Raw genomic sequence first — 17,632 nt, 5'->3', positions numbered from 1 at the left:
TTTAGATGTCACCGACTAAGACAGAGATTGCGTCAGCAACATGACTTGAGGAGCAGCTTACTGCGCCCCTGCCTTGGCCGGCGCGACATTGATTGCGAGCTTGCCGTAGCGATCCGTGAAAGCCTCGGTGTCGATCTCTCCAGCTCGATCTCGCCGCCCATCACGCGCGGCAGAAAGCCAGTCAGGTTCGTCGGGCTAACCGGTTCCGTCTGGAGGAACAAGTGCGCTGGCCCCGCCTTGTCCATCCGATGAGATCAGCCGTTTGTCGGCATTCGGTTGCCGATCGAAGGAGCAGTCATGCGAATTCTCCTGGTTGGCGGTACAGGGTTTCTCGGCTCGGCGATCCACGCGAGGCTGTCGGCCGAAGGCTACGAATGTCTATCGGTGTCACGCCAGCCGGCCGCAGAGCACGATCCTCGCCACGTCGCGCTCGACGTCGCCCGCACCACCGATCCCTCGCAATGGAAGGGCGTCCTTGCGGGCGTCGATGCGGTGATCAACCTGGCCGGAGCGCTCCAGGGACGGGATCTGCACGCCGTTCATGTCGCCGGAAGCGCGGCACTCTACAGCGCCTGCGAAAGCGCAGGCGTCCGCCGCGTGATCCTGTTCTCGGCGATCGGCAGCAATGTCGATGCCCCCAGCGATTTTTCCCGTACCAAGCGGGAGGGCGAAGCCGCCTTGATGGCGCGCGACCTCGATTGGGTCATCCTGCGACCCTCCGTCGTGATCGGCCGCGCCGCCTATGGCGGCAGCGCGCTGTTGCGAGGGCTGGCGGCGCTGCCGGTTCTGCCGGACATGCCCGACACGGCCGCGATTCAACCGGTGCATCTCGACGAGGTCGTTGAGACCGTGCTGTTCTTCCTGCAGCCGGGCGCGCCCTCCCGCATCGCCATCGATCTGGCCGGCCCACGGCAGATCGCCTTCAGCGACGCGGTCGCGCTGTTTCGGGCCTGGCTGCGCTGGAGGCCGGCGTACCGCCTGCAGCTGCCATCCTGGATGGCTTCGGTTGCTTACCGCGCGGGAGACGTTGCGCAGATGCTGGGATGGCGAACGCCCATCAACACGACGGCACAGGCGGAAATGCGCCGCGGTGCGACCGGCGATCCCGAGCCCTGGCGTCGGTTGACCGGCACTCCACCGCGCGATCTCGACGTCGCGCTCGCGCGAGAACCCGCCTCGGTGCAGGAACGCTGGTTCGCGCGGCTGTATGCGCTCAAGCCGCTGATCTTCGGCGTCTTCGGTGCGTTCTGGATCGCCACGGGCATCATCTCGCTGAGCGCGGGGTGGAACATCGGCATGTCGTTGCTGCTTGAAGGCGGGCTGCAAGGGAACGTCGCGGCGCTCGTCGTCACGGCCGGTGCGCTCGCCGACATCGTCATCGGCCTTGCCATTATCTGGCGGCCTCTGAGCCGCTACGGGCTCTGGGCAGCATTGATCATCTCGCTCACCTATGCCGTGATCGGCACCGTCCTGGTGCCGCGGCTATGGGCCGATCCGCTGGGACCGATGCTGAAGATCTGGCCGGTGATCATGCTCAACCTGGTCGCCATGGCGATCCGGGAGGATCGCTGATGCTCTATTTCCTCGTGAAGATGGCGCACATCATCGGCGCTGCCGTCCTGCTCGGCACCGGGGCGGGGATCGCCTTCTTCATGCTGGTGGCACATCTGCGCGGCGACCCGCGCGAGATCGCGGGCGTTGCGCGGACGGTGGTGCTGGCCGACTTCCTGTTCACGGCAAGTGCCGTGATCCTGCAGCCAATCACGGGCACGTGGCTCGCCTGGTCGAGCGGGTATTCCCTCGGCGACGGCTGGGTGGCGGCGTCGATTGCACTGTATCTCGTGATCGGCGCCTTCTGGCTGCCGGTGGTGTGGATGCAGATGCAGATGCGCGATCTCGCCGTCGCGGCGGTCGCGAGCAAGAGCGAGCTGCCCGCCCGCTATCACCATCTCTTCTGGTGGTGGTTCGCCTTCGGCTTTCCGGCTTTCGCGGCCATTCTGATCATCTTCTGGCTGATGATCGCCCGTCCGGCCATTCCATTCTGGGATTAGATCGGCGCCTTCCGGCTTGGTTGGCTGCTCATTGCGCCCGTTTCCAAATGACCCGGGCCGAATCGGCAGCCTGAAAGGCAAGCTTCAGGAACAGAACCCGACCGGCCGAGTTCGACCTGTTTAGCGCTGCCATGGAGTTACACGATGAGCCGCGGAATGCCCTCGATGACCGCACTTCTCGGACTGCTCGCAATCGCGGGGTATCAGAATCGGGACAAGCTGGCGGAGTTGCTCAGAGGCCCGGGGGCCGGATCCCTCGAATCGGCCAGCAGCCAACAACCACTCGGGGGGCTGCTAAAAAATCTGACGGGCATGCTGAGCGGGGCAGGTGTTGGAGGACTATTGCAGGGAGGAATTGGCGAGCTGCTGGAGAGATTCAACGAGAACGGCCACGGCGATGCGGCCCGGTCGTGGGTCAGCTCGGGGCCGAACAAAGATATCTCGCCTCCGCAATTGCGGGAAGCGATCGGGCCCGACGTGCTGGACAAGCTCGAGAAGGAGACCGGGCTTTCCCAACAGGAAATTCTCGCGAGGCTGTCGCGTGAGCTGCCGCAGGCCGTCGACAAGTACACGCCCGAGGGGCGTTTACCGAGCTGATGGCCTCGCAATTGTCGCCATTGATTGATCAGGAGGAGCGGAGAATGAGCATTATTTGGACGATCATCATCGGCTTTATCGCGGGCGTCATCGCGAAATTCATCATGCCGGGTGACAACGAACCCTCCGGGTTCATCCTCACGACCATCCTTGGCATCGTCGGCGCCTTCGTTGCCACCTACCTTGGCCAGGCCCTGGGCTGGTACCGTCCGGGAGAGGGTGCCGGGCTGATCGGAGCGGTCGTCGGCGCCATCATCGTCCTCTTTGTGTATGGTCTCTTCGCCGGACGACAGCGGCGCGCGATCTGAAGAGCAGCAGGCCGACCCGAGCGGATGCATCCCGGCGAGCGAAGGGGCGCGCCACTGACGGCGGCCCCTCCCGCTTTCTTCGTCTCAGGGAGACTTCACCTCGGCACGGGCAGCTGCCGCAGCGTCCATGCCGGCTTGCTTGACCCGGTCCACAACTTCGGCGCTGGTGTCGCTGATTTCTGAGACGACCGTGTCAGAGGCTTCGCGCACGGCCTGCGAGACCGCACCGGCGCGCCGATTCAGGTCGGCCTTCACGTCGTCGCTGACTTCGCCGATATATCTGTTTTCGAGCTCGGACGCGCGAAACGCGCCTGCAACGGCTGCACCGATCGCGAGGCCCACGACACCAAGCACGAGGGGTTGCCGTTCAAGCATGTCGGTGAGCGACGATTTCGCGCTGTCGATCGCTTCCTTATCCGGAAAAGAATCGCCGAGTTTGCCGAATTGCTCCTGCGCGAAGGCGACGCCCTCATCGAAGCGATCGCGGATGCTCTCGGCAGTTCCCGAGACGGCATCGGACGCGGCAGCTTTTGCGCCTCGAAACGTTTCTCCGACGCCGTGCGAGTCGTCGTCCATTTCAGGTGCGGTCGGAGGCGCTACGGTGTGCTTGACGGCAGACGCCGCCGACCTCATGCCACGCGACCCGGCCTCGGCAACGGGTGCGACTGCCTCCGCAGCCGAACGCGCCGCGGTCTTCAGCGTCTGATCGCCGGCAAGCAACCAGAGCGCGCCGCCTCCGATCAGCGCCGCGGCAAGCGGGTTTTCCCGGGCGGCGGTCACCAAACTGTCCATAAAGCTGGTTCTTGTGCTGCTCATCGCACCATTCCCTTCACGGTGTCCTTGTCCTTTTCGAGTTGGCCGATCGTTTCTCGGGGGGCCAGATGACGCGCATCAAGCCGGTTGATGCCGATTGCGACCAGCGCGGCGGCGATCGCCGCCGCGACGATTGCCGAGGTCAGATACGAGACGGGCTGCGACCATCCCGCCGAGATCAATGCGGCGGACAGGGCAAAAAGCGCCATCACGATCGCCGGGATCACCAGAACGGCGCCACCCACGATCAAGGCCAGCGCGCCGCCAATCTTCTGGAGCTTTTCGCCAAGCTCCGCTTTCGCCAGGTCTATCTCGTTCTGGAAGAGCTTGGCGAACTGCGACATGGCATCGCCGAGCAGCGTCGAGATCGCCCTGAACTCGCTTTGGCTGGTTTTGATATCGCGCTCGATGCTCATGGTACTGTGCTGCCCTGTGTGGAAGAGGTTTGTTGCCGATTAGGGCCGCGCTGCATGGACTCCGGAGACCCGGTTTGCTGTCCCGCCGAAAACGACGTCCCGCTGGGGCTCTGGCTGCTTTCCGACGACCATCTGTCCATCGTGTCGCGCTGCCCGCGGGATGACGACTGTCCGCCTGACGCCTTCAGGAAGCGCACGGCCGCGAAGCCTGCCAGCACCGATATTCCGAGAAAGGCCGCAGGCTGACGTCTGGCGAAATCGGTTGCGCCTTGGACGAGATCCCGGAAGCTTCCATCCCGGATCTTCTGCGCAGCGTCCTCGACATAGTCGGCGGCGGAGCCGATGCCGCGAGCGGCGAACGGGACGTCGGTCTCGAAGGCCCGGCCGGCTTCACGGATGTTGCCTGCGAGGCGCTCGACGAAATCTGCGCCCGAACGTTGCTGCTCGCGCGCCTGGCTCTGGATCTGGTCCACGGTTCCTTCCGCGACCCCCTTTGCTGCATCCGCGGCCTCACCGAACTTGTCGCGCGCGACGTCGGCCGATGCGCGGAAAGCGTCGCCAGCACGCTGTTTCACCTCCGCTCCGGCATCACTCATCTGCTCCTTGATGTCTTTTGCGGTGCCCTTGTCCTGGTTCTTTGCGAACTGCGTCACGTTGTGCGGATCCGAATCGCTCATGATGGTGTCCTTCAAGTGTTGGGTTGAGAGGGGCTAAAGGCGGCCTTGACCACGTCGTCGGCAGCCTCTTTCAATGTGTCAGCCACGTTCTGGGTCACGCGGCTGGCATGGCTGCCGAGATCTGCCTCGGCGACCTTTTGCGTCGCAGCATCGGCCGCAGATGTGGTCGCGTCTCTCGCGGCCTCGAATCCGGATTGCATGGCGGCGGCCGCGGCCTGCTTCATTCCATCGCTTGCTCCGCCCATCACCTTGGCTTCAGCCTTGGTCTCGGGAAGAGCCGCGGCAATGATCGCCCCGATCGCAATGCCCAGGCCTGCGATCAGCGCGGCATTGTCGCCGATGGTCTGTCGAGCCTGGTCGGGCGCGCGCGCTGCGGCATCCTTGGCGGCATCCTTGGCCGCGTCCATGCCGCTCTTGAGCTTTTCACTCGCGAAACTGGCAGCCTGCGCCGCGCTCGCCCGCAGATCAGCGGCAAGACCAGCGGCCTTGTCCTGGGCGTCATCAACCATGCCGGCGGCTCGGCTTTGGGCGGAGGATAGCGTCTCCTTGGCGTCGCCTTGCATGGACCGCGCGCCCTGCGTCACCTCGTCAAGCATGCTCCCCGCTTTGTCCATGACCGGACCGGCGGCGTCTGCAGCGCGATCCCGCACCGTCTTCGAGGTCAGGGCCAGCCCGGCCCCGATCATGAGAAGCGGCAGCGGCATACCCCGGGCCAACCTCAGCAACGGAACGCCCACTGCGGCGCCCGCGGCCACTGCGCGCATCGGGTTGTCCATGACCTGTTGCTTGAGCCCTTCGACCCAACTCTGGGTCTTGTGGCTGACGTATTCGGTAACTTCGGATTTGATGTGCTGCGGCGAGATTTTGTGGCGAATGTCGACGGCAGTGTCCGATATCTGCTCCTTCAACCGCCCGACCGTCGCCGCCAGCTCCGCGCGGCTACGCTCGGACTCGCGTCTCAACTCCTCCACGGATCGTGTCATCACGTTACCCTCTTGCTTTGTTTCTTGGATTTGAGGTCGAACTCACGCTGTATTGAATCGTTCCTCGCGCTGCTTGGGCGGCTTGGGACGAACGATACCCGTGAGGTAGCGCAAGGGAGAGCGACGTCGACCGCCTGGCCAATGGCTGGCTGCAGAAGGGGTTCGAAAGGTCTGCTCCGGGTCAAAACGCCGCACTGAAGCGCGGCTCACCGCACCGGCTTCAGCGCCAGGAAGCAGGATCTGTTGTTGCTTACAGGTTACCCCGCCGCCGCCTTCGCGGGGGCGACGTTGATCGCGAGCTTGCCGTAGCGATCCGTGAAGGCCTCGGTGTCGATCTCCTCCAGCTCGATCTCGCCGCTCATCACGCCGCGCTTCCATTCGGCCTGCGCCGGATCGTTCTGGAACTCCGGCATCACCTCGCGGCCGAACAGCTCGAGCGATTCGCAGATGTGCTCGTGGCTGTTCTTGCCGGCCTGGTTGAGCAGGATGACCTGGTCGATGTGCGAGGACTGGAAGCGCTTCAGCTTCTTCCGGATCGTGTCGGGTGAGCCGATCAGGCCGCCGCGCAGCGCCGCCTCCTGAGCCTGCGGATTGTCGCGCTTCCACTTGTTGTACTCGTCCCACATGTTGACGGTGTAGGGCGCGGGACGCTGGCGGCTCTGCGAAGCGCCGTAGAAGCGCAGCGCGAACTGGAAGAAGGTGGCGCCGTCGGCGCGGGCGCGCGCCTCTTCATCCGTCTTGGCGCACATGAAGAACGAGACGAGCGCCATGTTGGGATTGATCTCGTAGTCGGCGAGCTTGTGCAGGCGCTTGGTCATGGCGTTGTAATAGGCATGCACCCAGGCGTGCGCGGCATCGGCGCTGACGAACTGAAAGCCGAGCGCACCGAAACCGTGACGGCCGGCGCGCTCGATGGTCGGCAGCTGCGAGCAGGCCATCCACAGCGGCGGGTGCGGCTTCTGCACCGGCTTCGGCACGATGTTGCGCAAGGGAATGTCGAAATATTTGCCGTGATGCTCGCTGCCGGCGTCCCTGAACATCGGGAAGATGGCCGCGACCGCCTCCTCGAAGATCTCCTTCTTGGTCTCCATGTCGCGGCCGAACGGCTCCAGCTCGGTGATCGAGGCGCTCTCGCCCATGCCGAACTCGCAGCGGCCGTTCGAGAGCAGGTCCAGCACCGCGACACGCTCGGCTACGCGCGCCGGATGGTTGGTGGTGAGCTGGAGGATGCCGTGGCCGAGCCGGATGTTTTTCGTGCGCTGGCTCGCGGCAGCCAGGAACGATTCCGGCGAGGGCGAGTGCGAATACTCCTCGAGGAAGTGATGCTCGACCACCCAGGCATGGTCGTAGTCGAGCCTGTCGGCAAGCTCCATCTGCGAGAGCGCATTCTGGTAGAGGGCGAGCTCGTCGCCCGCCACCCAGGGCCGCGGCAGCTGCAGCTCGTAGAAGATGCCGAACTTCATGGCGTCGCTCTCCCGCTTATTGTTGTTGAGCTCATCTTAAAGAGTGAGGCGGAGCTGTCTACGCAGTGGCAATTCCGCCGTGCGGGAGAATGATTTCGCCGCCCGGCGTGCGAAGCGGGGCTGGTCTCGCCCCCGGCGCTGCGACATCCGCGCAAGCGGGCAGGTTGATCCAGATCAACGCCGTGACGGCCCGGATGCATCAGAAGTGCAGCAAGGCAACGGCCCGGATGCCGTCCCGATTCCCCATCTCACCCTGTAGAGACCGAACATGTCGGCCCCTGACGACGCGACGTCGCGCGTGCGCCGTAAGCGCATGGAGTTTTTCGCGTTCCTGTTCCTGACCGCGATCGTGATGCCCGTCCTCGCGGTCGGGACGGTCGGCTCCTATGGGCTCGGCGTCTGGATCTACCAGATGTTCGCCGGCCCTCCGGGCCCGCCACCCTCTCCGCATTGATCCGCAACCAGCGAAAGACAGGCATCATGGCCCACGCCACACTCAACCGCCGCGCCCTGATCACCGGCCGGGTGCTCGGCGCCGATCGCATCATCGCTCCGCCGGGCACCGAGATCGCCAGCATCATCGTGCAGGCGCGGCCGGAGCGCCTTGCCGAACTGGAAGCTGAGATCGCGGCGCTGCCCGGCTGCGAGATCCGCGGCCGCGATCCACGGGGCAAGCTCGTCGTCGTGACCGAGGCGCCCGATGCCGGCAGCCTCGGCACCATGCTCAACACCATCCAGTCGCTGCAACACGTCTATTCCGCGGCGCTGGTGTTCCACGCCATCGAAACGACTTAAGGGCCGGAGAGCCATCATGACATCGCCGAAGCTCGACCGCCGCCAGATGCTCAAGCTCGAGGCCGCCGCGATCGCCGCGGTCGCCGCCGGGCTCCCGGCACCGGCGCTCGCCGCCAACCTCGCCGCCGAGCGGAAGGAGAGCGAACTGAAATGGGACAAGGCCGCCTGCCGCTTCTGCGGCACCGGCTGCTCGGTGATGGTCGCGACCAAGGACAACCGCGTCGTCGCCACCCACGGCGACATCAAGGCCGAAGTCAATCGCGGCCTCAACTGCGTGAAAGGCTACTTCCTCTCCAAGATCATGTACGGCCACGACCGCCTGACGCAGCCGATGCTGCGCAAGAGCGGCGCCAAGTACGACAAGAACGGCGACTTCACGCCCGTGTCCTGGACCGAAGCCTTCGACATCATGGAGCTGAAGTGGAAGGAGGCGATCAGGAAGCGCGGCCCCAACGGCGTCGCCATGTTCGGCTCCGGCCAGTGGACGATCTGGGAAGGCTATGCCGCCGCGAAGCTGTTCAAGGCAGGCTTCCGCACCAACAACATCGACCCGAATGCGCGGCACTGCATGGCCTCGGCGGTGGCCGGCATGATGCGCACCTTCGGCATCGACGAGCCGGCCGGCTGCTACGACGACATCGAGGCGACCGACGCCTTCGTGCTGTGGGGCTCCAATATGGCGGAGATGCATCCCATCCTGTGGACGCGCATCGCCGACCGCCGGCTGTCCGCGCCGCATGTCCGCGTCGCCGTGCTCTCCACCTTCGAGCACCGCTCGTTCGACCTCGCCGATATCGGCATGGTGTTCAAGCCGCAGACCGACCTCTACATCCTCAACGCCATCGCCAACCACATCATCAAGACCGGCCGCGTCAACAAGGACTTCGTCGCCGCGCACACCGTGTGCAAGCGCGGCCAGACCGACATCGGCTACGGATTGCGGCCGGATCACCCGCTGCAGAAGAAGGCGACGGGCGCCGCCAAGGCGGGCGACTCCACCGATATGAGCTATGACGAGTTCGTCAAGTTCGTGTCCGAGTACACGCTGGAGAAGGCCGCCGAAATGTCCGGCGTGCCGCTCAACCGCCTCGAAGCGCTCGCCGAGCTCTACGCCGATCCCAAGACGAAAGTGGTCTCGTTCTGGACCATGGGCTTCAACCAGCACACCCGCGGCGTCTGGTGCAACAATCTCGTCTACAACATCCACCTTTTGACCGGGAAGATCTCCGCGCCGGGCAACAGCCCGTTCTCGCTGACCGGCCAGCCCTCGGCCTGCGGCACCGCGCGCGAGGTCGGCACCTTCTCGCACCGCCTGCCCGCCGACATGGTGGTGACCAACAAGGCGCATCGCGACCACGCCGAGCAGATCTGGCAGCTGCCCGAGGGCACCCTTCCCGACAAGCCCGGCGCGCACGCGGTGCTGCAAAGCCGGATGCTGAAGGACGGCCTGATCAACGCCTATTGGGTGCAGGTCAACAACAATCTCCAGGCCGGTCCCAACGTCAACGAGGAGACCTATCCGGGCTTCCGCAACCCCGACAATTTCATCGTGGTCTCGGACGCCTATCCATCGGTGACGGCACTCGCCGCCGACCTGATCCTGCCCACCGCGATGTGGGTGGAGAAGGAAGGCGCCTACGGCAATGCCGAGCGGCGCACCCAGTTCTGGCACCAGCTCGTCCCCGCGCCGGGCGAGTCGAAGTCGGATCTCTGGCAGCTGATGGAGTTCTCCAAGCGCTTTAAAATCGAGGAGGTCTGGCCCGCGGAGCTGATCGCCAAGAAGCCGGAACATCGCGGCAAGACGCTGTTCGACGTGCTCTACAAGAACGGCCAGGTCGACAAATTCCCGGTCACCGATATCGAGCCGGGCTATGCCAACGACGAATCCAGGGCGTTCGGCTTCTACGTCCACAAGGGCCTGTTCGAGGAATATGCCCAGTTCGGCCGCGGCCATGGCCACGACCTCGCGCCGTTCGACACCTATCACCGGGAGCGCGGCCTGCGTTGGCCCGTCGTCAACGGCCAGGAGACGAAGTGGCGCTTCCGCGAGGGCAGCGACCCCTACGTCAAGCAGGGCGCAGGCGTGCAGTTCTACGGCCATGCCGACGGCAAGGCCCGCATCTTCGCGCTGCCTTACGAGCCGCCGGCGGAAGCGCCCGACAACGAATATCCCTACTGGCTCTCGACCGGCCGCGTGCTGGAGCACTGGCATTCCGGCACCATGACGCGCCGCGTGCCCGAGCTGTTCAAGGCCTTTCCCGAAGCCGTCTGCTTCATGCATCCGGACGATGCGCAGGACATGAAGCTCCGCCGCGGCGACGAGGTGAAGGTGGTCTCCCGCCGCGGCTTCATCCGCGCCCGCGTCGAGACGCGCGGCCGCGACCGGCCGCCACGCGGCCTCGTGTTCGTGCCGTGGTTCGATGAATCGAAGCTGATCAACAAGGTGACGCTCGACGCCACCGACCCGATCTCGCTGCAGACCGATTTCAAGAAGTGCGCCGTGCGCATCGAGCGGGTGAACATGTCATGATGAAACGATCCGCAATCATCCTGCTCGCAGTCGCGATCGCCGCCGGCACGGGCTCGCTGACGGCGCAGACCGTGACCTCCGGCCTGCGCGGCCCGACCCCGCTCAACGACGAGGGCCCGGCGCCGCCGATGCTGCCGAACCGCAACACCTCCGAGAAGGAGGTGCGCAATTATCCGGAGCAGCCGCCCGTCATTCCGCACAATATCGACGGCTATCAGGTCGACCTCAACGGCAACAAATGCCTGTCCTGCCATGCGCGGGCGCGCACCGCCGAGTCGCAGGCGCCGATGGTCTCGATCACGCACTTCATGGATCGCGACGGCCAGTTCCTGGCCTCCGTCTCGCCGCGCCGCTTCTTCTGCACCGAATGCCACGTGCCGCAGAACACCGCCAATCTCCCGGTCAGCAACGATTTCACCGACGTCGACACGCTGCTGTCGCGCGCAAGCCGGGGTGGCCGCAGATGACGACGACCGCCGACGATCCCAACGCGGAGCTGAATGCCAAGCGCGGCTTCATCGCGCGCAGCTGGGCGTTCCTGCTCGAGCTGTGGCAGGTGCTGACTCGGCCGAGCTCGGTGTTCGCCCTCGGCACCCTGGTCCTGGCCGGTTTCGTCGCCGGCGTGATCTTCTGGGGCGGCTTCAACACCGCGCTGGAAATCACCAACACCGAAAAGTTCTGCACCGGCTGCCACGAGATGAAGGACAACGTCTACGCCGAGCTGAAGTCGACCATCCATTTCTCCAACCGCTCCGGCGTGCGCGCGACCTGCCCGGACTGCCACGTGCCGCACAACTGGACCGACAAGATCGCGCGCAAGATGCAGGCCTCCAAGGAGGTCTGGGGCAAGATCTTCGGCACGATCGACACGAGAGAGAAATTCCAGGACCACCGGCTCGAGCTCGCCGCGCATGAATGGGCACGTTTCAAGGCCAATGATTCCCTGGAATGCCGCAACTGCCACAGCGCCGATTCCATGGACATCACCAAGCAATCGCCGCGGGCCTCGGTGGCGCACCAGCGCTTCCTGTTCACCAAGGAAAAGACCTGCATCGACTGCCACAAGGGCATCGCCCACCAGCTGCCCGACATGCGCGGCGTGCCGGGGTGGCAGTAGGGTGGCTCTTGGCGCGGGCCTGAGCTAGGGCGTGTAAGATCGAGCGCTGCGGGTTTGATGTCTGTCATGCCCCGAGCAGCGGCGCCGAAGCAGACATGGACTTCGCATTCGGGCCAATTGGCGACTAATGCAGTGCAGCAATAGCTTTGACGCGGGCGGGCGCTTGCCGCATCGAATGTCCACACTCCGGCGGCTCGATGCCGGCGTTCCTCAGCGGCCCAGACCCGCACCGCGCCCACGCAGCGGCCTGAACCTGCCACCCCCGTCAATTATTTTCTGGGCCGCGACCCCGGCGCCGGGATTGCGCCCTCTTGTCTGGATGAACGCGCCACAGCGGAGCGTCGCTAACCGGAGCACAGAGCCATGTGGTACAGAAAGAACGTTGGCGGATGGGAGCGCGCGGCCAGGTTGATCGGCGGGGGCCTGATGCTGATCTGCGGCGTGGTTGCGCTGCACGCCTCGCCGCTGGGGCTGCTGGTCAGCGGTGCTGGTGTGGTAACGCTGGTCACTGGCGCGTTCGGCTATTGTCCTGCCTGCGCCGTCGCCGGGCGCGAGCCACTGAAGGAGTGACCGCCTTGGCGCGCGTTTCGGACGATCTCTTGCTCGCGGCACAGTCGGGCGATCGGCACGCGCTCACGCAGCTCCTTGTGGCGCTGCAGCCGAACATTCGACGCTACGCCCGGCGTCTTTGCCACCGCACCTCGGTCATCGAAGATGTCGTGCAAGAGGCACTCATCGTCATATACCGGCGCGTTGGCACGATCCGCAGTCCAGCAGCTCTCGCAGGCTGGCTCATAACTGTCATCGCGCGCCTTTGCATGCTGCCGGCGCTGATGCTGATGCGCGGGGTCGAGGAGCTCGTCAGCCTGGAAGAGGCACGCGAGCTCGCAAAGGTCCCGCCGGACGAGTTACGCATGGACCTGGTCAATGCAATCGAGTCGCTTTCGCCGTCGCATCGGGAAGTGCTGCTGCTGCGAGACCTCGAAGATCTGACGATTGGGGAAATCGCGCGGCGGCTCGGCGTGACGCGCGAAGCGGCAAAGAGCCGCCTGCGCCGCGCCCGCGCCTTGGTGCGCGAATACCTGCTCGGCACAACGGACGGCGGACGAGAGCGCACATGAATTACTTACGTGGAGTCGGCATGTTCGGGAGCGCTTTCCTGAGCGCGCATCTGATGCGCGGCGCAGCTGCGGCGGGGCTACTCGCCTGGGCCATCGTCCACCAGACCCCGCATCCCTGGCTATCCCTGAGCGCGGGCGTTGCTGCGCTCGTCGCGTTACGCGGATGCCCGATGTGTTGGACCGTAGGCCTGGTCGAGACGCTTCGGCAAGGCCATCGCGATTCAACAGATGCTCTTTCAATAAATAGCGCCGGCAATGGTCGGCGCGCCGTGTCGCGCGCAGATTCGTGAGGAGAAATCCCATGCGACGGTGCTGGGCAGCTCTCGGGTCCTTGCTCTTCTTCGTGATTGCACCGGGGACGCTTGCAGTTTACATCCCTTGGTCGATCACGGGTTGGCATTTGAAATCCGCCTTCCTCGGACTTGATGCCTTGCGCGTTGTGGGTGCAGCGCTCGTCTTCCTCGGTCTCATTCCGCTCGTCGAATCCTTCGCACGTTTCGTGTGGAAGGGTTTTGGCACACCTGCGCCGGTTGCACCGCCGACGAAGCTTGTGGTTTGCGGTTTCTATAGCCGAGTCCGCAATCCCATTTATGTCGCCCTCGTCGCAATTATCATCGGCGAAGCACTCATTCTCGGCGACGAACGAATGTTCGTTTACGCGGCGATCCTCTGGCTGTTCTTCCATGTTTGGGTTGTCGTTATCGAAGAACCCACGCTTGACAGTTCATTTGGCGACGAGTTCGCGTTCTTTAAGGCCAATGTCCCACGCTGGTTGCCGCGGCTTACGCCTTGGGCGGGGCCTGCGTCATCGGGGGCAAGTCCAAACTGTAACTGTCCGGACCGGATACTTGGAAGCCGCTCAGACAGGTTCGACGCGCATTTTGGAGCACCGCCGCAATGACGGCTGTGGGTAGAACCCGAAGAACTCAGGTTGCGCAAGACTAGTCCGCTCTGGCTCAACGAGCGGATTACTGACCCCCGAGCGCTTTAGGGCCCGCCAACGGCGGGCGTCTCGAAGGATGACCGCAGAAAACGGACTCGAATGCGATCGCCTTGCGCTTGAACCCTTGGGTCGAATGGTTAGTTTTGGGGGAGGCGAATCGTCGCCCCTCCCTCAAGACAGACATGGCCACCTTCACACCGCATCAGGATGCTGCGCTCAAGGCGGTCGGCGACTGGCTCAAGGCCAAGCCGGGACGGGGCGGCACGCCGCCGGTGTTCCGCCTGTTCGGCTTTGCCGGCACCGGCAAGACCACGCTGGCGCGGCACATCGCCGAGGGCGTCGACGGCGAGGTGAAGTTCGCCGCCTTCACCGGCAAGGCGGCCCTCGTCATGCGCAACAACGGCTGCGACGGCGCCTCCACCATCCATTCGCTGATCTACCGCGCCCGCGAATCCGGCGAGGAGCAGCCGAGCTTCGAATTGTGGGACGATGCGCCGGCCTCGAAGGCGAAGCTGATCGTGATCGACGAATGCTCGATGGTCGATGCCGAGCTGGGCCGCGACCTGATGTCGTTCGACTGTCCGCTCCTGGTGCTGGGCGATCCTGCGCAGCTGCCGCCGATCCAGGGCGGCGGCTTCTTCACCAACACCACACCGGACGCGATGCTGACCGAGGTGCATCGCCAGGCCCAGGACGATCCGATCGTGCGGATGTCAATGGACGTGCGCGAGGGCCGCGAGCTCGACATCGGCCGCTACGGCGAGAGCGAGGTCGTCTCGCGCAAGGAGCTCGACCCCGATCGTGTCATGGGCGCCGACCAGATCCTGGTCGGCCGCAACAACACCCGCCGCGCCTACAACATGCGGGTGCGCCAGCGCCAGAACATCGAGGATCAGTTTCCGGTCGCCGGCGACAAGCTGGTATGCCTGCGCAACAACCGCAAGAAGGGCCTGTTCAACGGCGGCCTGTGGCGCGTCAAGTCGCGCAACACCGCGCGATCGAAATCGCGCATCCTCTCCATGCGGCTGTCGCCGGACGAGGATTTTGGTCACAAGGTCACGAAAGTCTCCGTGCGCGCCGATTGCTTCGAGGGCGGCGTCGAGCAGATCGCCTGGGAGCAGCGCAAACCCTATGACGAGTTCGACTACGGTTATGTCCTGACCGTGCACAAATCGCAGGGCTCGCAATGGGACGACGTCGTGCTGTTCGACGAGAGTTTTGCGTTTCAGGATTCGCGGGCGCGATGGCTGTACACGGGCATCACGCGGGCGGCGAAAAGGCTGAGTGTGGTGGTGTGAGCGTCGTTGCCTTGGCAAGGCCGCGGCGTCAACCTCCATTCGTCGTCCCGGACAAGCGCAGCGCAGCGGAGCGCAGATTCGAGACCCATACCCACAGGGAGATGTTTGGCGAAGACTCGGAGTGGGCGCCTTGCCCCACACTCCTCCCTGTGGTTATGGGTCCCCGCCCCCGTGCGCAATTGCGCACTAGGCGGGGACGACACCGAGTACGTGGCAGGGCAATCGTGTCCCATCCGTAGCGGAGCTCCGCATCCCGCCAAGCCGACCCGTCGCCGCGTCAACCGCGTCCTCACGGTCTCGTGTCCGCCCTAGCGTAACAATCTGCGGCTCGGCCCGTATCTCGGATGATGCGAAAACGCGGCCGGCCAGGCTGTTCGCCCGGTCCCGACCGCCCTAGACTGTCAGCCCTCGCGAAAGAGGATTGCCGAAAGAGGATTGCCATGCGCCGAACCGCCCTCGCCACCCTGCTCGCTGCAACCACCGCCCTGACGCTGGCTTTCTTGATGCCGTCCCGGGCCGCGGAGGAGGCGGTCGTGATCCCAGCTCCCGCATTGGACGCTGCCCCCGCAAGCGGCATCCAGACCGCCGTGCTCGCCGGCGGCTGCTTCTGGGGCGTGCAAGGCGTCTTCCAGCACACCGCCGGCGTGGTCAACGCGGTCTCCGGCTATGCCGGCGGTACCAAGGCGACCGCCGACTACCAGAGCGTCTCGAGCGGCCGCACCGGCCATGCCGAGGCGGTCGAGATCAAGTACGACCCGAAGAAGATCTCCTACGGCAAGATCCTCCAGATCTACTTCTCGGTGGTGCACGACCCGACCCAGCTCAACCGCCAGGGTCCCGACGTCGGCCCCCAATATCGCTCGGCCATATTCACCACCTCGGACGAGCAGAAGAAGGTCGCGGAGGCCTATATCGCCCAGCTCAACGGCGCCAAGGTGTTCAACAAGCCGATCGTGACCAAGATCGGCGCGCTGGAAGCGTTCTATCCGGCGGAGGCCTATCACCAGGATTATCTGACGCTGCACCCGAACCAGCCCTACATCGTCTATAACGACATCCCGAAGGTCGAGAACCTGAAAAAGCTGTTCGCGGATAATTACATTGAGAAGCCGACGCTGGTGAATGCCGGCAAGGCCACCAACTGATCTTGAGATCACCAAAGCAACGGGAGACCCATGCCCGACACCAAAACAAAAGCGACCGACGACAAGGTCATCAAGAGCGACGAGCAGTGGCGGCGCGAGCTGACGCCGATGCAATACGCCGTGCTGCGCGAGAAAGCGACCGAGCGTCCCTTCTCGGGCGAATATGAGCACGACCACCGTGCCGGCACCTATGTCTGTGCCGGTTGCGGCAATGTGCTGTTCGAGTCGGACGCCAAGTTCGATTCCGGCTGCGGCTGGCCGAGCTTCACCCAGCCCGCGGTCGAGAGCCACATCGACGAGGAGCGGGACACCAGCCACGGCATGATCCGCACCGAGGTGCTCTGCTCCAAATGCAGCGGCCATCTCGGCCACGTCTTCCCCGACGGCCCCGGGCCGACCGGCCTGCGCTACTGCATCAATTCCGCGGCGCTGAAGCTCGAGCCGAAATAACGCGGCGCGGCGCCGGGTTCCCCCATGGAACCCGGCGGCGCAATGTGCTTTTCTGCTCTGGCGGTGCGGCCGATCACCGCATTTCGGCGGCCCCCAGGGAGGATGCCATGGCGCTTGGGACCATCCTGATCATCCTGGTGATCATCTATCTCGTCGGCGGCCTGTCCGGCCGGTTCGGCGGCTACGGCTATGGCCTTGGTCATTCCGGCATCGGGATCGGCGGGGTCGTGCTGGTGATCCTGATCGTGCTGCTGCTTCTTGGCAAAGTTTAAGCCATACAAGCTATTGAAATATAATGGATTTTTTCCTCTGCGGGGCTGCCATGCACGGATTCATCATCTCGCATCGCGGGGGTCGCATTTTTGTCAAATCGGCCTATATTAAAGGGCGACAATGACATGCGGCGGGCCCGCTCGATTGCGGCCCCTGCCCTCCCCAACCCCACGCGCTTAAAGCCCCAGAGAAGATCACGAGGTCTTTGACCATGCGTCCAATGCGTCCGTTCAACTTCAACACCTCCGCCGAGCTCTTCCCCGCCGCCATCCGTAAGAAGAAGCGCGCGGGCTTCACCTATCGCCGGTTCGGCACTGCGGCCGAGGCCGTGCAGTTCGCGATGGAGCAGTTGCCGACGGACTCGCTGAACGGCGCCTATCTCCAGGTCGAGGAAGCGCGCTTCGACCAGAACGGCATCCGCTCGCTGTACGAGAGCGATGCCTTCCCGCTGCCCCGCCGGCCCAAGCCGGCCCCGGCCGCGGAGACCGACGCCGACGCGGCGTAAGCTTTCGCAACAAAGTTCGATGTGCGCAGGAGGCGCGATGGCCGAAAGGTCGTCGCGCCTTTTGTGTTTTGGGCTTTGTCCGGTCGTCATTGCGCGCAATGACGACGCAGGGAGATCCGGCGCATATCGGCCGGTCGGACTCGCGGC

The 17,632-nt window shown here is 64.5% G+C and carries 22 protein-coding genes; 17 read left to right on the top strand and 5 right to left on the bottom strand.

The genetic code is table 11. The features are described 5' to 3' along the window. Positions 1–297: 297 nt before the first annotated feature. From HZZ16_RS09880 to HZZ16_RS09865, 4 genes are all read left to right on the top strand, one after another. Positions 298–1,572, top strand: coding sequence for an SDR family oxidoreductase (locus HZZ16_RS09880; RefSeq protein ID WP_197948272.1), 1,275 nt, complete (start codon positions 298–300; stop codon positions 1,570–1,572). Beyond that, on the top strand, positions 1,572–2,051 hold the full coding sequence (locus tag HZZ16_RS09875; RefSeq protein WP_197948271.1) for a DUF2269 family protein: 480 nt from the start codon (positions 1,572–1,574) through the stop codon (positions 2,049–2,051). Before HZZ16_RS09880 ends, HZZ16_RS09875 begins: the two co-directional genes overlap by 1 nt. A 144-nt stretch (positions 2,052–2,195) precedes the next feature. Continuing rightward, a complete protein-coding gene (locus HZZ16_RS09870) occupies positions 2,196–2,648 on the top strand; it encodes a YidB family protein (protein ID WP_197948270.1) in 453 nt (150 codons plus the stop codon). A 44-nt stretch (positions 2,649–2,692) separates the two neighbouring features. Next, positions 2,693–2,956, top strand: coding sequence for a GlsB/YeaQ/YmgE family stress response membrane protein (locus HZZ16_RS09865; protein WP_197948269.1), 264 nt, complete (start codon positions 2,693–2,695; stop codon positions 2,954–2,956). Positions 2,957–3,040: 84 nt separating this feature from the next. Here the strand turns inward: HZZ16_RS09865 and HZZ16_RS09860 are convergent, their stop codons facing one another. From HZZ16_RS09860 to HZZ16_RS09840, 5 genes are all read right to left on the bottom strand, one after another. Further along, complete coding sequence (locus HZZ16_RS09860; protein ID WP_197948268.1) at positions 3,041–3,772, bottom strand: hypothetical protein; 732 nt, start codon at positions 3,770–3,772, stop codon at positions 3,041–3,043. Then, a complete protein-coding gene (locus tag HZZ16_RS09855; protein ID WP_197948267.1) occupies positions 3,769–4,185 on the bottom strand; it encodes a phage holin family protein in 417 nt (138 codons plus the stop codon). Before HZZ16_RS09855 ends, HZZ16_RS09860 begins: the two co-directional genes overlap by 4 nt. Beyond that, positions 4,182–4,862, bottom strand: coding sequence for a hypothetical protein (locus tag HZZ16_RS09850; RefSeq protein ID WP_197948266.1), 681 nt, complete (start codon positions 4,860–4,862; stop codon positions 4,182–4,184). The genes HZZ16_RS09855 and HZZ16_RS09850 overlap by 4 nt, the downstream gene beginning before the upstream one ends. A gap of 11 nt (positions 4,863–4,873) precedes the next feature. Continuing rightward, positions 4,874–5,845 (bottom strand): DUF3618 domain-containing protein, encoded by a 972-nt coding sequence (locus HZZ16_RS09845; protein ID WP_197948322.1) that lies wholly within the window; start codon positions 5,843–5,845, stop codon positions 4,874–4,876. A 257-nt stretch (positions 5,846–6,102) separates the two neighbouring features. Next, entirely contained in the window at positions 6,103–7,308 is a 1,206-nt protein-coding gene (locus HZZ16_RS09840; protein ID WP_197948265.1) for an LLM class flavin-dependent oxidoreductase, read from the bottom strand. 268 nt (positions 7,309–7,576) lie between these two features. Between HZZ16_RS09840 and napE the strand changes: the two genes are divergently transcribed. From napE to HZZ16_RS09775, 13 genes are all read left to right on the top strand, one after another. Continuing rightward, the gene (napE, locus tag HZZ16_RS09835; RefSeq protein ID WP_197948264.1) at positions 7,577–7,762 is read left to right on the top strand and encodes a periplasmic nitrate reductase, NapE protein; all 186 of its coding nucleotides are present in this window, start codon (positions 7,577–7,579) and stop codon (positions 7,760–7,762) included. A gap of 26 nt (positions 7,763–7,788) precedes the next feature. Beyond that, the gene (locus tag HZZ16_RS09830) at positions 7,789–8,103 is read left to right on the top strand and encodes a chaperone NapD (protein WP_197948263.1); all 315 of its coding nucleotides are present in this window, start codon (positions 7,789–7,791) and stop codon (positions 8,101–8,103) included. A 16-nt stretch (positions 8,104–8,119) separates the two neighbouring features. Continuing rightward, positions 8,120–10,633 carry a nitrate reductase catalytic subunit NapA gene (gene napA, locus HZZ16_RS09825; protein ID WP_197948262.1) on the top strand — a complete coding sequence of 838 codons (2,514 nt, stop codon included), beginning with the start codon at positions 8,120–8,122 and terminating at the stop codon, positions 10,631–10,633. Further along, positions 10,630–11,100 carry a nitrate reductase cytochrome c-type subunit gene (locus HZZ16_RS09820; protein WP_197948261.1) on the top strand — a complete coding sequence of 157 codons (471 nt, stop codon included), beginning with the start codon at positions 10,630–10,632 and terminating at the stop codon, positions 11,098–11,100. Before napA ends, HZZ16_RS09820 begins: the two co-directional genes overlap by 4 nt. After that, positions 11,097–11,750, top strand: a complete 654-nt coding sequence (locus tag HZZ16_RS09815; protein ID WP_197948260.1) for a NapC/NirT family cytochrome c — start codon at positions 11,097–11,099, stop codon at positions 11,748–11,750. Before HZZ16_RS09820 ends, HZZ16_RS09815 begins: the two co-directional genes overlap by 4 nt. Before the next feature lie 363 nt (positions 11,751–12,113). Then, positions 12,114–12,320 carry a YgaP family membrane protein gene (locus HZZ16_RS09810; protein WP_197948259.1) on the top strand — a complete coding sequence of 69 codons (207 nt, stop codon included), beginning with the start codon at positions 12,114–12,116 and terminating at the stop codon, positions 12,318–12,320. A gap of 5 nt (positions 12,321–12,325) precedes the next feature. Further along, a complete protein-coding gene (locus HZZ16_RS09805) occupies positions 12,326–12,871 on the top strand; it encodes an RNA polymerase sigma factor (RefSeq protein ID WP_197948258.1) in 546 nt (181 codons plus the stop codon). A gap of 331 nt (positions 12,872–13,202) precedes the next feature. Continuing rightward, on the top strand, positions 13,203–13,772 hold the full coding sequence (locus HZZ16_RS09800) for a methyltransferase family protein (RefSeq protein WP_246510052.1): 570 nt from the start codon (positions 13,203–13,205) through the stop codon (positions 13,770–13,772). 224 nt (positions 13,773–13,996) lie between these two features. Continuing rightward, positions 13,997–15,112, top strand: a complete 1,116-nt coding sequence (locus tag HZZ16_RS09795) for an ATP-dependent DNA helicase (RefSeq protein WP_197948256.1) — start codon at positions 13,997–13,999, stop codon at positions 15,110–15,112. A gap of 440 nt (positions 15,113–15,552) precedes the next feature. Next, on the top strand, positions 15,553–16,257 hold the full coding sequence (gene msrA / locus HZZ16_RS09790) for a peptide-methionine (S)-S-oxide reductase MsrA (RefSeq protein WP_197948255.1): 705 nt from the start codon (positions 15,553–15,555) through the stop codon (positions 16,255–16,257). 30 nt (positions 16,258–16,287) lie between these two features. Continuing rightward, complete coding sequence (gene msrB, locus HZZ16_RS09785) at positions 16,288–16,707, top strand: peptide-methionine (R)-S-oxide reductase MsrB (protein WP_197948254.1); 420 nt, start codon at positions 16,288–16,290, stop codon at positions 16,705–16,707. A gap of 107 nt (positions 16,708–16,814) precedes the next feature. Further along, entirely contained in the window at positions 16,815–16,979 is a 165-nt protein-coding gene (locus tag HZZ16_RS09780; RefSeq protein ID WP_197948253.1) for a DUF3309 family protein, read from the top strand. A 212-nt stretch (positions 16,980–17,191) separates the two neighbouring features. Next, positions 17,192–17,485 (top strand): hypothetical protein, encoded by a 294-nt coding sequence (locus HZZ16_RS09775; protein WP_174221610.1) that lies wholly within the window; start codon positions 17,192–17,194, stop codon positions 17,483–17,485. Positions 17,486–17,632: the final 147 nt, after the last annotated feature.

The sequence above is a fragment of the Bradyrhizobium glycinis genome (assembly GCF_016031655.1).
In the GTDB taxonomy this organism is placed as follows: domain Bacteria; phylum Pseudomonadota; class Alphaproteobacteria; order Rhizobiales; family Xanthobacteraceae; genus Bradyrhizobium; species Bradyrhizobium glycinis.
This window is presented reverse-complemented; position numbering and strand designations above follow the sequence as displayed.